General features: G+C 74.2%; 8 protein-coding genes. 4 read left to right on the top strand and 4 right to left on the bottom strand.

Features of this window, described 5'->3' with window-relative positions; genetic code table 11:
* Positions 1–105 precede the first annotated feature (105 nt).
* Genes ABD223_RS33300 through ABD223_RS33310 form a run of 3 tightly spaced genes read left to right on the top strand, consistent with a single transcriptional unit; the run spans position 106 to position 2221 of the window.
* Positions 106–1281, top strand: coding sequence for a sensor histidine kinase (locus tag ABD223_RS33300; RefSeq protein WP_344040689.1), 1176 nt, complete (start codon positions 106–108; stop codon positions 1279–1281).
* Positions 1278–1964 (top strand): response regulator, encoded by a 687-nt coding sequence (locus tag ABD223_RS33305; protein ID WP_344040690.1) that lies wholly within the window; start codon positions 1278–1280, stop codon positions 1962–1964. The genes ABD223_RS33300 and ABD223_RS33305 overlap by 4 nt, the downstream gene beginning before the upstream one ends.
* Positions 1965–1966: 2 nt before the next feature.
* On the top strand, positions 1967–2221 hold the full coding sequence (locus tag ABD223_RS33310) for a hypothetical protein (RefSeq protein WP_344040691.1): 255 nt from the start codon (positions 1967–1969) through the stop codon (positions 2219–2221).
* A 38-nt stretch (positions 2222–2259) separates the two neighbouring features.
* Here the strand turns inward: ABD223_RS33310 and ABD223_RS33315 are convergent, their stop codons facing one another.
* Both ABD223_RS33315 and ABD223_RS33320 read right to left on the bottom strand, forming a co-directional pair.
* A complete protein-coding gene (locus ABD223_RS33315; protein WP_344040692.1) occupies positions 2260–4632 on the bottom strand; it encodes a SpoIIE family protein phosphatase in 2373 nt (790 codons plus the stop codon).
* 36 nt (positions 4633–4668) lie between these two features.
* Positions 4669–9240 carry a HAMP domain-containing protein gene (locus ABD223_RS33320; RefSeq protein ID WP_344040693.1) on the bottom strand — a complete coding sequence of 1524 codons (4572 nt, stop codon included), beginning with the start codon at positions 9238–9240 and terminating at the stop codon, positions 4669–4671.
* Positions 9241–9632: 392 nt separating this feature from the next.
* Here ABD223_RS33320 and ABD223_RS33325 point away from each other — a divergent pair, with 392 nt between their 5' ends.
* Positions 9633–10625: a hypothetical protein gene (locus tag ABD223_RS33325; RefSeq protein ID WP_344040695.1), complete on the top strand. Its 993-nt coding sequence runs from the start codon at positions 9633–9635 to the stop codon at positions 10623–10625.
* Between the two features lie 10 nt (positions 10626–10635).
* Here ABD223_RS33325 and ABD223_RS33330 read toward each other — a convergent pair whose 3' ends face one another.
* Positions 10636–11415, bottom strand: a complete 780-nt coding sequence (locus tag ABD223_RS33330; RefSeq protein WP_344040696.1) for an endonuclease/exonuclease/phosphatase family protein — start codon at positions 11413–11415, stop codon at positions 10636–10638.
* A gap of 78 nt (positions 11416–11493) precedes the next feature.
* Positions 11494–16050: a TIR domain-containing protein gene (locus tag ABD223_RS33335; protein ID WP_344040697.1), complete on the bottom strand. Its 4557-nt coding sequence runs from the start codon at positions 16048–16050 to the stop codon at positions 11494–11496.
* Positions 16051–16182 lie beyond the last annotated feature (132 nt).

Below are 16182 nucleotides of genomic sequence, written 5' to 3' on the forward strand. Positions count from 1 at the left end.
GTCCCGGGGGCCGGCCGCGGGGCCGTTCCGCACCCCGTTCCCCTACCGCGGTAGGTCATCCCCGGGGCGGAGGTGCGCCACGTGGTGCTGCCGTAGATTGGCCGCGTGGCCGGACGTTCGACCAGGCGCGTCGCCTTCGCCCGGCGACTGGGGCGCCGCGAGCTCGTCGCGCTCGACGCCGTCGCCGCCGCCCTGCTCCTGATCACCTACCTGGTCCAGCTGCGCGTCCGGTTCCCGGGTGACGTCGCCGTGCTGCCGGGCCTGCTGGCGGCGGGCGTGAGCCTGCCGGTGGCGGTGCGCAGGCGGTGGCCGGTCCCGGTGCTCGGCGCCGTCACCGCCCTGTCGGTGACGGCCGCGCTCCTGGACGTGGTGCGCGAGCCGTTCCTCGCGCTCGCGCTCGCCGCCTACACCGTCGCGACGACCACCGAGGTCCGGTGGGCCGCGCCGACGCCCGCGGTCGGCGTCGGCGGCGCGGTGGTCGTGGTCGGCGGTCTCGTCGCGGGCACGCCCGGCGGCCCGGGAGCCCCGGCCCCGCTGCTCGTGCTGGGCACGGCGCTGGTCGTCACCGCGTGGACGATCGGCTGGGCGGTGCGCGAGCGCCGGGAGCACGCCGAGCGGGAGGTGCGCGAGTTCGCCGAGCGGACCGTCGCCGAGGAGCGGCTGCGCATCGCGCGGGAGCTGCACGACGTCGTGGCGCACGACCTCGGCGTGGTCGTGGTCAAGGCGGGCGTGGCCAACCACGTCCTGCCCGACCTGCCGCCCGCGGCGCGGGAGGCGCTGACCTCGATCGAGGCGGCGAGCCGGTCCGCGCTGGTCGAGATGCGCCACATGCTCGGTGTCCTGCGCACCGGCGACCCGGTGGCGACGCCGCTGCCGCCGTCCACCGGGCTGGTCGGCGTGCCCGCCCTCGTCGAGCGGGTCGCCGCCGCCGGCGTCGCCGTCGACCTGCGCGCCGAGGGCGTCGAAGGGCTGCCCGGCAGCGTGGACCACTCGGCGTACCGCATCGTGCAGGAAGCGCTGACCAACGTCGTCAAGCACGCCGCGCCCACCCGCTGCCGCGTCGACCTGGTGGTGGACGGCGGCGGGCTGCGCATCGAGGTCGTCGACGAAGGGCGGGCCGACGGGCCGGTCCCGCGCCCCCTGCCGGGAGGGGGGCACGGGTTGATCGGCATGCGCGAGCGCGTCGCGCTCTACGGCGGCCGCTTCGCCGCGGGCCCGCGCCCCGGCGGCGGCTTCGCCGTGACCGCCACGCTGCCCCGAGCCACCGCGGACCGGCCGTGAGCGACCCCGTCCGCGTGCTCATCGCGGACGACCAGGCGCTGCTGCGCGGCGGCTTCCGGATGCTGGTGGACAGCGCGGACGACCTCACCGTGGTCGGCGAGGCCGAAGACGGCGTGGCCGCCGTGGAGCTGACCCGGCGGCTGCGGCCGGACGTGGTGCTCATGGACGTCCGGATGCCGAAGGTGGACGGCATCGAGGCGTCCCGGATCATCCTGGGCGCGCCGGAGACCGCCGCGACGCGCATCATCGTGCTGACCATGTTCGACCTCGACGCGTACGTGTTCTCCGCCCTGCGCGCCGGGGTGAGCGGCTTCCTGCTCAAGGACGTGACGCCGGCCGAGCTGCTCAACGCCGTCCGCGTGGTGGCGGCGGGCGAGAGCCTGCTCGCGCCCTCGGTGACCAGGCGGCTCATCGCCGAGTTCTGCCGGCGGCCGGAGGGGCCGCGGGGCGGGCCGGCGCCGCGCCTCGACGGCCTCACCGGGCGGGAGCGCCAGGTCCTGGCCCTGATCGCGCTCGGCCGGTCGAACACCGAGATCGGCCGGGAACTGCACATCAGCACCGCGACGGTCAAGACCCACGTCACCGGCCTGCTCCGCAAGCTCGACGCCCGCGACCGCGTGCAACTGGTCATCATCGCCCACCGGAACGACGTCGTCGCGCCCGGCACATCGGGGATCATGTGACCATGCTGGAGTTCAACGAGGACAACGGGTCCTACGAGTGGTGGATCACCACGCACCCCGAGCAGTTCGTCCTCGACGCCGAGCACACCCTCGACCCGGGCGGCATGGCCCTGCACCGGGCCACGTGCCGCGAGGTCAGCGGTCCCCCTCCGCGGGGCGGCTCGTGGATCGGCGACCGGGTGAAGATCTGCGGCACCCGGCGGGAGCTGGAGCAGCGCTACCCGACCGCCCGGCCGTGCGGCCGGTGCCTGCGGTAGCGGTCGGGCGCGCCGGGCACCGCGAACCGGCGACCCGCCTACGCCAGCCGGACGCCCACGATGCACGTGTCGTCGTCGGTGTCGGCCGGGCTGCGGTCGAGCAGGTGGTCCAGCCGCCGCTCCAGCGAGCCCTCGAAACCGGACGCCGCGGTGAGCAGCCAGTCCAGGCACTCGTCGAGGTCGGCGTCCCGCCGCTCGATCAACCCGTCGGTGTAGAGGAGCAGGGTGTCGTCGTCACCCAGGACCAGCTCCTCCTCCTCGTAGTCCGCCTCGGAGATCGCGCCCAGCATCACCCCGCGCCGGTTGTCCAGCGCCCTGGCCAGGCCGTCGCGCACCAGCACGGGCGGCGGGTGGCCCGCCCTCGCCCAGCGCAGCGCCCGCGTGTTCGGGTCGTACAGCGCGCACACCGCGGTGGCCAGGATGTTGTCGGTCAGGTGGTGCGCCACGAGGTTGAGCCAGCACAGCAGCTGCGCCGGGCCCGCGCCGGTCGCGGCCAGGCCGCGCAGCGCGTTGCGCAGCACCACCATGCCGGTGGCGCCCTTGATGCCGTGCCCGGTGATGTCGCCGACCGACAGCAGGATCTGCTTGGACGGCAGCACGACCGCGTCGTACCAGTCGCCGCCGACCAGGTGCTCCTGCTCGGCGGGCCGGTAGCGCACCGCGATCTGGAGCCCGAACGCGTCGATCGACGGCTGGGTGAGCGGCATGATGGCGCGCTGGAGCTGGAGCGCCAGCCTGCTCTGCTCGGCCGCCTGCTGCTCGGTGTGCGCGAGCTGGTCCCGGGTGGCCGACAGCGCCACCTCCGTCCAGTGCTGCGCCGACACGTCCTGGTAGGCGCCGCGCACGGCGAGCAGGCGGTCGCCCGCCAGCACGGGTTCGGCGACGACCCGGATGTGGCGGACGATCCCGTCGTGCCGCTGGAACCGGAACGAGGTCGAGTCGGGGCGGCGGTGGTGCAGGACGGCGCGCAGGAACCGGGTGATGGTGGCCGTGTCGTCGGGGTGGCAGTGCCCGGCCAGCTCGGCCAGCGGCACCGGGTCGTCGGTCGGGTCGAGGCCGTAGAGGGCGAACAGCTGGCTGTTCCAGGTGATCCGCCCGCCGATCACGTCCTCCTCGAAACCGCCGATGCGGCCGAGGCGCTGCGCGTGGTGCAGCAGGTTCGCCAGCCGGGTGGTCTCGTCCTCCACGCGCCACACGACCAGGACGCTGTCGCCGTGCCTGGTGATGCCCACGCCCGCGGTGACGCTGAGCGGCACCTGCTCCACCAGGGCGGTGAGCGCCATGCGCTCGCTGCGGAACGGCTCGCCGGTGGCGTGCACGTGCTCGACCTTGTCGAACAGGTCGCCCTCGTCCGCGGCCAGCGGGTAGGCCTCCAGCAGCAGCATCCCGGTCACCGAGCTGCGCGGCCTGCCCGCGAGGTCGACGAACCGGTTGTTGACGTGGTGGATGCGGAAGTCGAGCAGCTCGCCACCCGACGACAGGTGCGGGCGCAGCACGAAAGCCGGGTCGAGCAGGACGTCGGCGAGGTCGACCAGCTCGTCGGCCACCGGGCCGTCCGCGTCCGGCTCCGCGCCGGGCGTGCTCTCCAGGGTGTGGGCGCACAGCTCGGCCAGCGCCTCGACCTGCCGCCGGATCTGCGGCGGCTGCGGCGGCTGCGGTTCCGGCCAGCAGATCTCCAGCACGCCCACGACGCGGCCACCGGACTCCGCGGGCGCGGCGACCCTCGCGCCGTGCAGGTCGTGGTGCCCGACCGAGGGCAGGCCGGACTCGGTCAGCTCCGGGATCCACACGGTGGTGCGCTCGGTGAGCGCCCGCCGCGCCGGGGTGGAGATGCCCGGCGGCACGTACCGCCACCTCTTGGCCTCCTCGACGGGGAACCCGGCCGAGCCGCGCAGGGTCAGCGAGGCGTCCATCGCGGCCGACCAGATGGCGACCGCGGTCGCGCCCAGCGGCGCCAGCGCGTGCTCCAGCAGCGATTCGGCCACGGCCTGGGTGTCGCCCGCGGCCAGCGCGCCGCTCTCCGCGGTGCGCAGCCGGACCACCGCGGACCGGCCGGAACCCGCCGTGGCGTCGGCGGGCGGTGGCGCCAGCAGCTCGCCCGCCACCTCGGCGAACCGGTCGCGCGACGCCTGGTTGACCACGTCCGCGGCCAGCTCCAGCCGACCGATCCCGGCCTGGTCGGCCAGCAGCTCCAGCTGGCGCGCCGCCTCCGCCGGTCCGCAGCCCAGCCGCTCGACGAGGACGCCCTTGGCCATCTCGACCAGCGCCCGCCCGTCGGCCATGGCGTGCGCCTCCCGCACCTCGAGGGACAGCCGCTCGACCGTGGCGGCGAGCCGGGTCAGGCCGGTGCCGGTGATCGCGGGGCGCGGCGGGACCGCGGGTGACGGGTGGTTCGGGGCGTCAGTCGACAAGCGGGAGCTCCTCGGTCTGCGGGCGGCGGAACGGCGTCAGCGGTCCAGCCAGCGCTGCACGCGGTTCATGAGGTCGTCGGAGTCCACCGGCTTGGTGACGTAGTCGTTGGCGCCGGAGTCGAGGCTCTTCTCCCGGTCGCCCGGCATGGCCTTGGCGGTGACGGCGATGATCGGCAGGTCGACGTGCTCGGGCATGGCCCGGATGGCCGTCGTGGCGGCGTAGCCGTCCATCTCCGGCATCATCACGTCCATCAGGACCAGGTCGACCTCCGGGTTGGCCGACAGCACCTCGATGGCCTCCCGGCCGTTCTCGGCGTGCAGCACGCTCACCCCGTGCAGCTCCAGGATGCTGCTCAGCGCGAACAGGTTGCGCGCGTCGTCGTCGGCGATGAGCACGGTCCGCCCGGCGAGCCTGCCGTTGACCTGGCGCGGCTCGTGCTGGTGCGCCGGGTCCTCGTGGCGCACCAGCGGCAGCACCGCGCCCGGCACCTCCGCGGTCAGGTGCAGGGCGATGCGCTCGCGCAGCTCGTCCAGGCTGGACAGCAGCTCCAGCGGCCGGTCGCCGGACCGCGACTGGAGGCGCCGCTCCTGCTCGGGCGCCAGCCGCCGGTTGTTGTGCGCGAGCACCGGCACGTTGCCCAGCCCGGCGTCGCCGTCCATGGCCTCCAGGAACTCCAGCGCCGCGCCGTCGGGCATGTCCAGCTCCAGCACGACGCAGTGGCACGCCTCGGCGGCCAGCACGGCGGCGGCCTCCTGGGCGCCGACCACGGTGATGACCTCGACCGGTCCCCGCGGGTCGTTGCTGCCGGCCAGGTCGGTGACCGCGCTCTGCGCCACCAGGGAGAGCAGGCCCTGGGGCCGCTCCTCGATGACCAGCAGCCGGCGCTGGTGCGCCGGTGCGCCCGAGCCGGTCTCGGCGGGGGCCGGGTGCTCCGCCTCGGGCAGCGCGGTGAGCGACGGGGAGCCGCCCGCGGCGGGCAGCTCCTGGAACTCGGGGCGCGCCACCGGCAGGTAGAGGGTGAACGTGCTGCCCTTGCCCAGGGTGCTCTCCGCGGTCACCACGCCGCCGAGCAGGTAGGCGATCTCGCGGCTGATGGACAGGCCGAGGCCGGTGCCGCCGTACTTGCGGCTGGTGGTGCCGTCCGCCTGCTGGAACGCGCCGAAGATCGACTCCAGCTGCTGCTCGGCGATGCCGATGCCGGTGTCGGCCACGCGGAAGGCGATGGCCTGGCCGTGCCGCTTCACCGGCGCGGGCAGCTCGGCCGGGTCGGCGGGCTCGATGCGCAGCTCCACGCTGCCGATCTCGGTGAACTTCACCGCGTTGGACAACAGGTTGCGCAGCACCTGCCGCAGCCTGCTGTCGTCGGTGAGCAGCTCGGCGGGCACGCCGGTGGCGGTGGTGATGCGGAAGCCCAGGCTCTTCTGCGTGGTCATCGGCCGGAACGTGGCCTCGACGTAGTCCAGCAGCTGCCGCAGCGGCACGCGCTCGGGCGTGATGTCCATCTTGCCCGCCTCGACCTTGGACAGGTCGAGGATGTCGTTGATCAGCTGGAGCAGGTCCGAGCCCGCCGAGTGGATGATGCCCGCGTACTCGACCTGCTTCGGGGTGAGGTTGCGGGTCGGGTTCTGCGCCAGCAGCTGGGCCAGGATGAGCAGGCTGTTGAGCGGGGTGCGCAGCTCGTGGCTCATGTTGGCCAGGAACTCCGACTTGTACTTCGACGCCAGCGCCAGCTGCTTGGCGCGCGTCTCCAGCTCCTGCCTGGCCTGCTCGATCTCCAGGTTCTTGGTCTCGATGTCGCGGTTCTGCTGCGCCAGCAGCGCCGCCTTCTCCTCCAGCTCCGCGTTGGAGTCCTGGAGCTGCTCCTGCCGCTTCTGGAGCTCGCCGGAGCGGGCTTGCAGCTCGGCGGCCAGGCGCTGGGACTCCACCAGCAGCTCGTCGGTGCGGGCGTTGGCGACGATGGTGTTGACGTTGACGCCGACGGTTTCCATCAGCTGTTCGAGGAAGTCGCGGTGGATCGGGGTGAACTCGTGCACCGAGGCCAGCTCGATCACGCCCAGCACCTGGTCCTCGACCACGATGGGCAGCACCACGAGGTTGATGGGCGAGGTCTGGCCGAGGCCCGAGGACACCGTGACGTAGCCGGGCGGCACGTCGTCGACGGCGATGGTGCGGCGGCTGCGCGCGGCCTGCCCGACCAGGGACTGGCCGAGCCGGAAGCGGGTGGGCCTGGCGACCGCGTCCTCGTCGGAGTCGGGTCGGCCGTAGGAGGCGATCAGGCGCAGCTCCGGCTGCTCGTCCGCGTCGTCGGAGAGGTAGAACGCGCCGTACTGGGCGGAGACCAGCGGCGCCAGCTCGTCCATGATCAGCTCGGCGACGACGGCGAGGTCACGGCGTCCCTGCATGAGGCCGGAGATGCCGGCCAGGTTGGTCTTGAGCCAGTCCTGGGCCTGGTTGGCCTTGGTGGACACGCGCAGGGACTCCACCATCGAGTTGATGTTGTCCTTCAGCTCGGAGACCTCGCCGGAGGCGTCCACGGTGATCTGCCGGGTCAGGTCGCCGGACGCGACCGCGCTGGTGACCTCCGCGATGGCGCGGACCTGGCGGGTGAGGTTGCCGGCCAGCTCGTTGACGTTCTCGGTCAGCCGCTTCCAGGTGCCGGAGACGCCCTCGACCTCGGCCTGGCCGCCGAGCTTGCCCTCGGTGCCGACCTCCCGGGCCACGCGCGTGACCTCCTGGGCGAAGGCCGAGAGCTGGTCGACCATGGTGTTGATGGTCGTCTTGAGCTCCAGGATCTCGCCGCGCGCGTCGACGTCGATCTTGCGGGTCAGGTCGCCGTTGGCGACGGCGGTGGTGACCTGGGCGATGTTGCGCACCTGGTTGGTCAGGTTGTTCGCCATCGAGTTGACGTTGTCGGTCAGGTCCTTCCAGGTGCCCGCCACGTTCGGCACCCGCGCCTGACCGCCGAGCATCCCCTCGGTGCCGACCTCGCGCGCCACGCGCGTGACCTCGTCCGCGAACGCGGAGAGGGTGTCGACCATGGTGTTGATGACGCCGGCGAGCGCGGCGACCTCGCCCTTGGCCTCGACGGTGATCTTCTGCGACAGGTCGCCCCGCGCCACCGCCGTGGCGACCTGCGCGATGGACCGCACCTGGCTGGTCAGGTTGGAGGCCATGACGTTGACGTTGTCGGTGAGGTCCTTCCAGGTGCCCGACACGCCGCGCACGGTGGCCTGGCCGCCGAGGTTGCCCTCGGTGCCGACCTCGCGGGCGACGCGGGTGACCTCGTCGGCGAAGGCCGAGAGCTGGTCCACCATCGTGTTGATGGTGTCCTTCAGCTCCAGGATCTCACCACGCGCGTCCACGCGGATCTTCTGCGACAGGTCGCCCCGCGCCACCGCCGTGGTCACCTGGGCGATCGACCGCACCTGCGCGGTCAGGTTGTCGCCCATGACGTTCACCGACTCGGTGAGGTCCTTCCAGGTGCCGGAGACGCCCTTGACGTCCGCCTGACCGCCCAGCCGGCCCTCGGTGCCCACCTCGCGCGCCACGCGCGTGACCTCGTCGGCGAAGGCGGAGAGCTGGTCCACCATCGTGTTGATGGTGTTCTTCAACTCCAGGATCTCGCCCCGCGCGGTCACCGTGATCTTCTGCGACAGGTCGCCCCGCGCCACCGCCGTGGCGACCTGGGCGATCGACCGCACCTGCGCGGTCAGGTTGCCCGCCATGAAGTTCACCGAGTCGGTCAGGTCGCGCCACGTGCCGGAGACGCCCTTGACGTCCGCCTGACCGCCGAGGATGCCCTCGGTGCCGACCTCGCGGGCCATTCGGGTGACCTCGTCGGCGAACGAGGAGAGCTGGTCCACCATCGTGTTGATGGTGTTCTTCAACTCCAGGATCTCGCCCCGCGCGGTCACCGTGATCTTCTGCGACAGGTCGCCGCGCGCCACCGCCGTGGTCACCTGGGCGATGTTGCGGACCTGGTCGGTGAGGTTGCCGGCCATGAAGTTCACCGAGTCGGTGAGGTCGCGCCACGTGCCCGCGACACCGGGCACCTGCGCCTGACCGCCCAGCCGGCCCTCGCTGCCCACCTCGCGCGCCACGCGGGTCACCTCGTCGGCGAACGCCGAGAGCTGGTCCACCATCGTGTTGACGGTTTCCTTCAGCTCCAGGATCTCGCCGCGCGCGTCCACGTCGATCTTCTGCGACAGGTCGCCGCGCGCCACGGCCGTCGCGACCTGCGCGATGTCGCGGACCTGGCTGGTCAGGTTGCCCGCCATGGCGTTCACCGACTCGGTGAGGTCCTTCCAGGTGCCCGAGACGCCGGGCACGTCGGCCTGGCCGCCCAGCCGGCCCTCCGTGCCGACCTCGCGCGCCACGCGGGTCACCTCGGAGGTGAACAGCGACAGCTGGTCCACCATGCCGTTGAAGACGGTGGCGATCTCGCCGAGCAGGCCGTCCGCGTCGTCGGGCAGCCGCGTGCCGAAGTCGCCGTCGCGGACCGCGGTCAACCCGGCGAGGAGCTGCCGGAGCTCGGGCTGGTCCACCGGCGCGGTCTTGCCGGTGTTCCGCCGCGCGACCGCGGTCCCCTTGGCCGTCGTCTCAGCCATGCCACCCTCGTTCCTCGCGACTTTCAGCGCAGAGCAGCGACAGGCGCCCGCTCTTGGTTGAACGGACGCCTGTCGTCGGCATCACCGTACACGCCGTCGCCCGCACCACGGCCGGGTGATCGGCGGTCAGCGGGCGGCGGGAACCCGGGACCCGCACGGCGTTCCGGCAGGACGGTGTCGCGCCGGGCGCCGTGGTGGCGGGCGAGGCGCTCGCGGGCGCCGGCGGTTCGGGAACCCGCGGGGTGGCGCGGGGCGGTGCTCGCGCGGTTCTTCGGGGAGACCGCGGTTCGCGGGGTCCGCGGGCCGGCGGCGTCGGCGGTGGTGACCTGCTTGTGCGGCAACGACTTCATGACGGGCGCAACCGAGGCGGGTCGCGCCGCGTCGATGTGGTCATGACGAGGGGGAGCTCCGAGGACGAGCCGCAGCCGCCGCGGTGGGCGGTGTGGGTGGCGCGCGTCGTCGCCGTGGTGGTCGTGGTGCCGGTGACGCTGGCGTGGACGTGGCTCAAGGCGGTCGGGCGGGCGGTGCTGCGGCCCCTGCGGGCGGTCGCCGGGCGGATCCGGCGGTCGGGTGGCGCGGTGGCGCGGTTCCTGCGGCGGTGGCTCGTCGCGCCGGTGGGCCGAGGGCTGCGGTGGCTGGCCGAGGGGGTCCGGCGGGTCCTGCGCGCGGTGCTCGCGCCGGTGGGGCGGGGGCTGCGCGCGGTGCTCGGTTGGGCGGGGCGGGGCGCGGGGCGCGTGCTCGGTTGGGCAGGGCGGGGCGCGGGGCGCGTGCTCGGTCGGGTGAGGCGGGGCGCGGGACGTGCGCTCGGTTGGGTGAGGCGGGGCGCGGGGACGGTGCTCGGCTGGGTGGGCCAGGGGCTGCGCGCGGTGTTCTCGCCGGTCGGGCGGGGTGTGGGGAAGGTGCTCGGCCGGCTGTGGGCCCCGGTGGGCCGGCTGCTGCGCCGCCTGGGTGACATCCCCGTGGGCGCCTACCTCGGTCGTGCGCTCAGGGCGGTGGGCAGGCCGGTGGCGTGGTGCCTGCGGACGCTGGTGGCGGTCCCGCTGCGGTGGCTGTGGCGGGAGGTGGTCGTGCGGGTGGCGCGGTGGCTCGGCCGCGGGCTGCGGCTCTTCGTCGATGCCCTGGGGTGGGCGTTCGCCCGCGTCAAGCGGGTGTTCGCGGCGCTGGGCTGGCTGCTGCGCCGCGTGGTCGTCGTCGTGGTCGTCGTCCCGGCGCGGCACGTCCACCGCGCGGTGCTCGCGCCGGTCGGCCGGGTGCTGCGGCAGGTGTGGCGGGCCGCGGTGGTCGCGCCGGCTCGCCGGGTGCGCCGGTCTGTGCTCGACCCGGTGCGACTGGCCGGCCGCCGGGTCCGGGACCAGCTGCGCGGGGCGTTCGGCGACCGGCGCTGAGCGCGGTGGGTCAGAAGGTGTAGTTGACCACGAACGCCGGGTGGTCCGTCCGGTGCATGGCGTACTCCTGGGTGGACGTGAACGCCAACGTCCGGGCCATCACGTGCTGCACGTCGCCGTCGCCCTTGCGGAACCAGCCCGAGGGCACGCAGTTCTGCGCGTTCACCGCCGAACCGGGGCTGTACCGCAGGTTCAGGTCACCCGCCACGACGTGCCGGGTGGTCGGCGACCCGGTCGGGTCGAACGACAGCGCGATCGCGGGCGCCAGCTCCCGGCACTGGGCCAGCGCGGTCGTGCCCGTGGTGGACAGGTGCGTGGTGCACGCGGTGAACCCGCGGACCGCGCTCAGGGCGCACGCCCAGGCCCGGATCTCGTTGCCGCCGTCCTGGGCGGTGTAGGTGCCGTGGCCGCCGGTGGCGACGCCCTCCTTGACGATCACCGCGCTGCCGTAAGCGCCCCTGCCCGCCGTGCACTGGTAGTCGGCGCCGGTGGATCGGTTGCGCGCGAAGGCGAACAGGTGCCGGGCGGCCGGGCCGGTCGCGGCGGTGAGCCCGGGCAGGTCGGAGGTGCACACCTCGTTGACCGACACCACGTCCGGCAGGCGGCCCCGGATCATCGCCACGGCCTCGTCCACCGCCCGGCCGTCCTGGTAGCAACCGGCGACGCCGCTGTTGCACAGGTTCATCTGCAACACCTTGAACGCGGTGGCCGCGGGTGCGGGCGCGACCGCCAGGCCGCACAGCAGGACCACGGCCGCGAGGAGCCCGGACGTTCGACGCGCGAAGACCATGGCGCCCATGCTCGTGCCCGACCGGACCCGCGCCGTACCGCCGATCGGGCGCGTCCCGGTCCGGGGCTCCGGCGGCGCTCAGCGCGGCGGTTCGCCGGTGATGCCCCAGACCAGCTGGTCGATCGGGTCGGGGTCGGCCACCCGCAGGTCGACGGTGTGCCACAGCGCCAGGAAGTCCGGCAGTTCCGGGTCGCCCTCGGCGCCGTCGAGGATCACCGGGATGACCGGCCTGCCGCTGCGCACGAACCGGTCCCGGATCAGCTCCATCTCGGCGTCGTGCCACGGGCCGCGCCCCGCCGGGCCGACCAGCACCGCCGCCGACCGGCTCACCGCGATGCCCCTGGCCATCGCCTGCTGCCACCGTGAGCCCGGCCTGATGTCGCGGACGTCGAGCCACGGCAGGATGCCGCGCGCTTCGAGCCGTGCGGCCAGCTCGACCGCGCGCGGCTTGTCCCGGGTGTTGTGGCAGAGGAACACGTCGTAGTCGCCGGCCTCCCGCTTGCCCTTGAGCGCGGTCGCCGCCACGTCCCGGTCCCGCTGCTCGTCGGCGCTGGCGTTCATCTCGACCACCGCGGACCGGACGTCGCCGACCCGCTCGTCCACCAGGCCGACCACGCCCTCGTCGCACATCGGGCAGCGGGCGGTGGTCGCGCCCCTGGCGAGCCTGCCCCGCACTACGTCGTCGGGGATGGCGTAGCCGCAGACGCCGCACACCCGCACCCGCCGCGCCTCCACCGTGCCCTCGACGGCGCGCGCCGCCAGGTGCTCCACCACGTAGGTCTCGAACTGCGCCCGCACGACCGGCTCCACCGGCCCCTCGTGGAACACGACCAGCTCGCCCCGGCCCTCGCCGGTCTCGCGCAGCGCGATGCCGCACGTGCCGCCGGCCAGGGCCGCGAAGGTGGCCGTGTCGTGCCACATCCCGTCCCGCCGGAACAGCCGGGAGTGGGACAGCCGGACCGCGAGCGTCGCGTAGACCGAGTGGAGCCGGCCGGAGAAGGCGAACACCACGTCCTCGCCCGGGACGCGCGGCGCGTCGGGGCGCTGCCGGGTGAACTGGGACGGGAAGATCAGGTCGACCTGCCGGTCGGTCACCTCCTTGAGCGCGATCTCCCGGCGCAGCAGCTCCTGCACCACCGTGACGAGCAGGACCCGCTCCCGCTGCCGGTTGCCGAGCCGCTCGTCGTCGGGCATCCGGAACCGACCCTCCAGCGCGTCGGCCTCCGGCACGGACCCGAGCCCGTCCGGCTCCTCGCGGGCCGCCTGGACCAGCGCCGACGCGTAGGCGTCCAGCAGCTCGGGCTGGAGCAGCACGTGGTCGCCGAACGCCATCCGCCGGACCAGGCCGACGCTCTCCAGGCGTCCCAGGCAGGTGGAGAAGTGGTCCGCCGACGCCTCGGGCGCGCCGCCCCAGACCCGGCGGAAGCCGTGCCACAGGTCGTCGACCGCGGACAGCACCCGGCCCTGCCGCTTCTCCTCCAGCACGAACTCCCTGATCGCCTCGAACAGGGCGCTCGACCCGACCACCGGCACCGCCTCCCAGTCGACGCCGTCGCGGATCGCGCGGGCCAGCTCCTCGACGCCCCAGCCCTCCTTGGCGCTGGTCTCCAGGTAGCCGTCGAAGCCGAGCGACGCCACGACCTCGTCGATCCGCCGCCTGCCGACCGCGATCCCGCCCCGGTCGACCCGCGCGGCCACCAGGTAGGTGCGCGGGCGCGCCGCGGTCGCCCCGTCGAGCCGCCGGGCCTGCTCCAGCGCCCGCTGCCAGTGGCGGACCCCGGCGAACGGGTCGGTCTCGCCGCGCGCGTCGAACACCACCAGCGCCACGGCCACCTCGTTGAGGTGCAGCTGGTGGACCATCCGGTAGCCGGGCTGGCCCGCCAGGTCCCACAGCAGGATCTCGCGGGTGTGCGCCTCGCCCTCGGGGGTGTGGGAGTGGGTGCGCTCGAAGGTCCACACCCGACGCCCGTGCGTGGAGGAGGTCGGCTCGTAGGGTTGGCCGCTGAGCACGAGCCCGAGCCCGGACTTGCCGACCCCGGTGTCGCCCACCAGCACGACCTTGGCGTTGGCGTAGCGGCGCGCCGACTCGGCCGCGGCGGCCCGGCCGAGCAGGTCGGTGCGCAGGCGCACCACGTCCACCCGGTTGCCGTCCTTGACCGCGAGCAGCGGTTCGGTCGGGTGGAAGGCCAGCCCGCCCCGGCGGCCGACGTGCTCCCGGGGCAGGACGGCCACGCACGTCAGGTCGCGGCGGCGCCAGATCCGGACGGTGTTGTCGGCGGACGCCGAGGCGAGGTACTGGCCGTCCGGCGAGAACCTGACGCACAGCACCTTCCTCGTGTGCCCCTCCAGGACGGCGAGCACGGCGTCGGTCGACACCTGGTGCAGCTGCACGCCGTTGCCGTCGGGCGAGGAGCCGGCGGCCACGACGTCGTTCTCGTCGCGGGCGATCAGGTCCATCACCTCGCCGCCGACCCGTGACCGCCACCGGGGTTCCAGGCTCCGCGCGTCCAGCAGGTGCACGACCTGGCCGTTGGAGATCACGATGAACCGCCCCTCCGCGGTCCACCGGGGGCGCAGGAGGTAGCTGCCCCTCTCCGGGAGGAAGCGGTGCAACGAGACCGAGCGGTGCGCGCGGCCGGTGACGGCGTTGACGAGCCGCAGCTCGGAGTCGTCCAGCACGGCGATCTCCCGACCGTCGGGCGCCCAGGCCACGCGGCTGCCGCGGGTCACCTCGCACAGGGATCGCGACGTCCCCCCGGGGAGGTCGACGAGGACGACTTCCCCTCCGTGCCGGTTCCGTCGCACGACCGCGACCCGGGCGGTCGTCGGGTGCCAGGCCACGTCGGTCGTGCCCTGGGGCTCGGCGTGGGTCGATTCCGGCCCTTCGCCGGCCCCGATCCGCCAGAGGACCGGGCGGCCGTCGCAGTTGGCGGTGAGGAACGAGCCGTCCGCCGACCAGGTGACCTGCCCGACCGGGCCCGAACCGGCGACCAGGTCCCGGTGCGCGAACTCGACCAGGTGGTGGGCGGGCGGCGTCGGGGGATCCACGCGCAGGCTGAGCACGTCGCCGTTCAGGACGAGCAGCGACATCGTGGCGCGGTGGTCGTCGGCGCTCAGGCCCGCTTTCCACCGGGGCACCAGTACGGCCGCCGGGCCGTGGGTGGCGCCGGGACCCGCCGCGTGCAGCTTCGCCAGGACCAGGTTGGCCGAGTACGCGGCCACCTCGCGGAAGGGCCCGCGGAGTCCTTCGTCCAGCTCCGCCAGGAAGCGGCGGCGCCCCGACTCGGGCTTCTCCGCGACCAACTGGGCCACGAACTCGAAGACCAGGGGGCGGACGGCCAGCGAGCGGCGCGACAACCCCGCGACGTCGTCGCACCTCTCCACCAGGTCCTCGGCCGCCAGGTAGTCGGCAGCCACCGCGTGCCGCCACCCCCGCCCGATCGCCTGGCGGACGAGGCCCGCCCGGGTCAGGTCGCCGTCGAGCACCGAGGTCCCGGGGGCGGTGTGGTGTTCGGTGATCAAGCGCAGCGACAGCGGCTCGCGGGCCAGCTCACCCCGGGTGAGCGCGTCCGCCGGGTCCACCGGCCGCCGCCCGGTGCCGGCGGTGGCCTCGTTCCACGCCTCGACCCACGCGCGGACCCGCTCGTCGTCGAACGGTTCGACCTTGATCACCGGGGTCCCGTCCGGCAAGTCGACCCGGTCCAGCGCCGACAGGGGCGCGGTGACCACCACCGCCACCGGCCGGCCCGACTGGAACTCGCGCTGCTGGAAGACCAGCACGTCCAGCAGGTAGTCCGCGCGCTCCGGGAGCACGGCCTCCAAGCCGTCGAGCAGGAGCACCCGCGGCGAGCCCTCCGCGGGCTCCGGCAGCAGCCCGCGGAAGAGGGTGACGACCGACGGGACCACGAGTTCCGCGGTCGGCAACGTGGCGGCGAGGTGGTGCAGGAGCGAGGTCTTGCCCATCCCGGGACCGCCCACCACCAGCAGGGGGCGCGTGAGCGAGGTGATCCCCTCGAAGTGGCGGGCGATGAACAGGTCGACGTCGTCGTCGACCACGGTCTCGGCCGACCACCACCGCTCGTCGGTCAGACGCGCGCCCGGCGTCGCCGACGCCGTCCGGAAGCGGGGGCGCACGTAGGCGGTGCCGACCAGGTCCAGCCACGCCTCGCGGTAGCGGGCCACCACGTCGTCGGCGAAGGTCTCGGGGAGCAGGGGGCCGCGGGTCGGCAGGTGCCGGTGGACCAGCGCGCCCTGCTTCTTGATCCAGTTGGTGGCGTGAGGACCGCTCATCGCCGACCGGGTGGGGATCTCGACGGCGTAGAGGTACGACGTGAACACCTCGTCCTCGGCGACGGGCGCTCGTCCCAGCTCACTCCGCAGGCGGGCGAAGAACGCCGAGCACAGGAGCAGGGTGTGCGCGGCGGCCCGCCGGGCGGGCTCCGCCGTCAGGGCCGAGTCGACGAGCGCGGGGAGCGCGCTGTCCGGCTCCAGCCAGGCCCACAGCGCCCGCCGGCCGCCGTAGCCGGTGGTCAGCACACCGCCGAGCAGGTCGTCGACCTGCGCCAACCAGGTCGGATCGCCCTCGCCGAGGACGCGCAGGGCGCCCCGGAGCGTGGTGGCCGGATCGAGTGACACCCCCTCGATGCTAGAGCCCGGGGGCGGCGGCGGGAGGCACTTCGGAAGGTGCTGTCGCGCGGCGCGGCGGAGCGGTGTGGCCCGGGTCCCCCCGCGGGCCCGGGGTGGGCGCACCCGCGGCGCGCGGGAGAG

Source organism: Saccharothrix xinjiangensis (assembly GCF_039527585.1).
Taxonomy (GTDB): Bacteria; Actinomycetota; Actinomycetes; order Mycobacteriales; family Pseudonocardiaceae; genus Actinosynnema; species Actinosynnema xinjiangensis.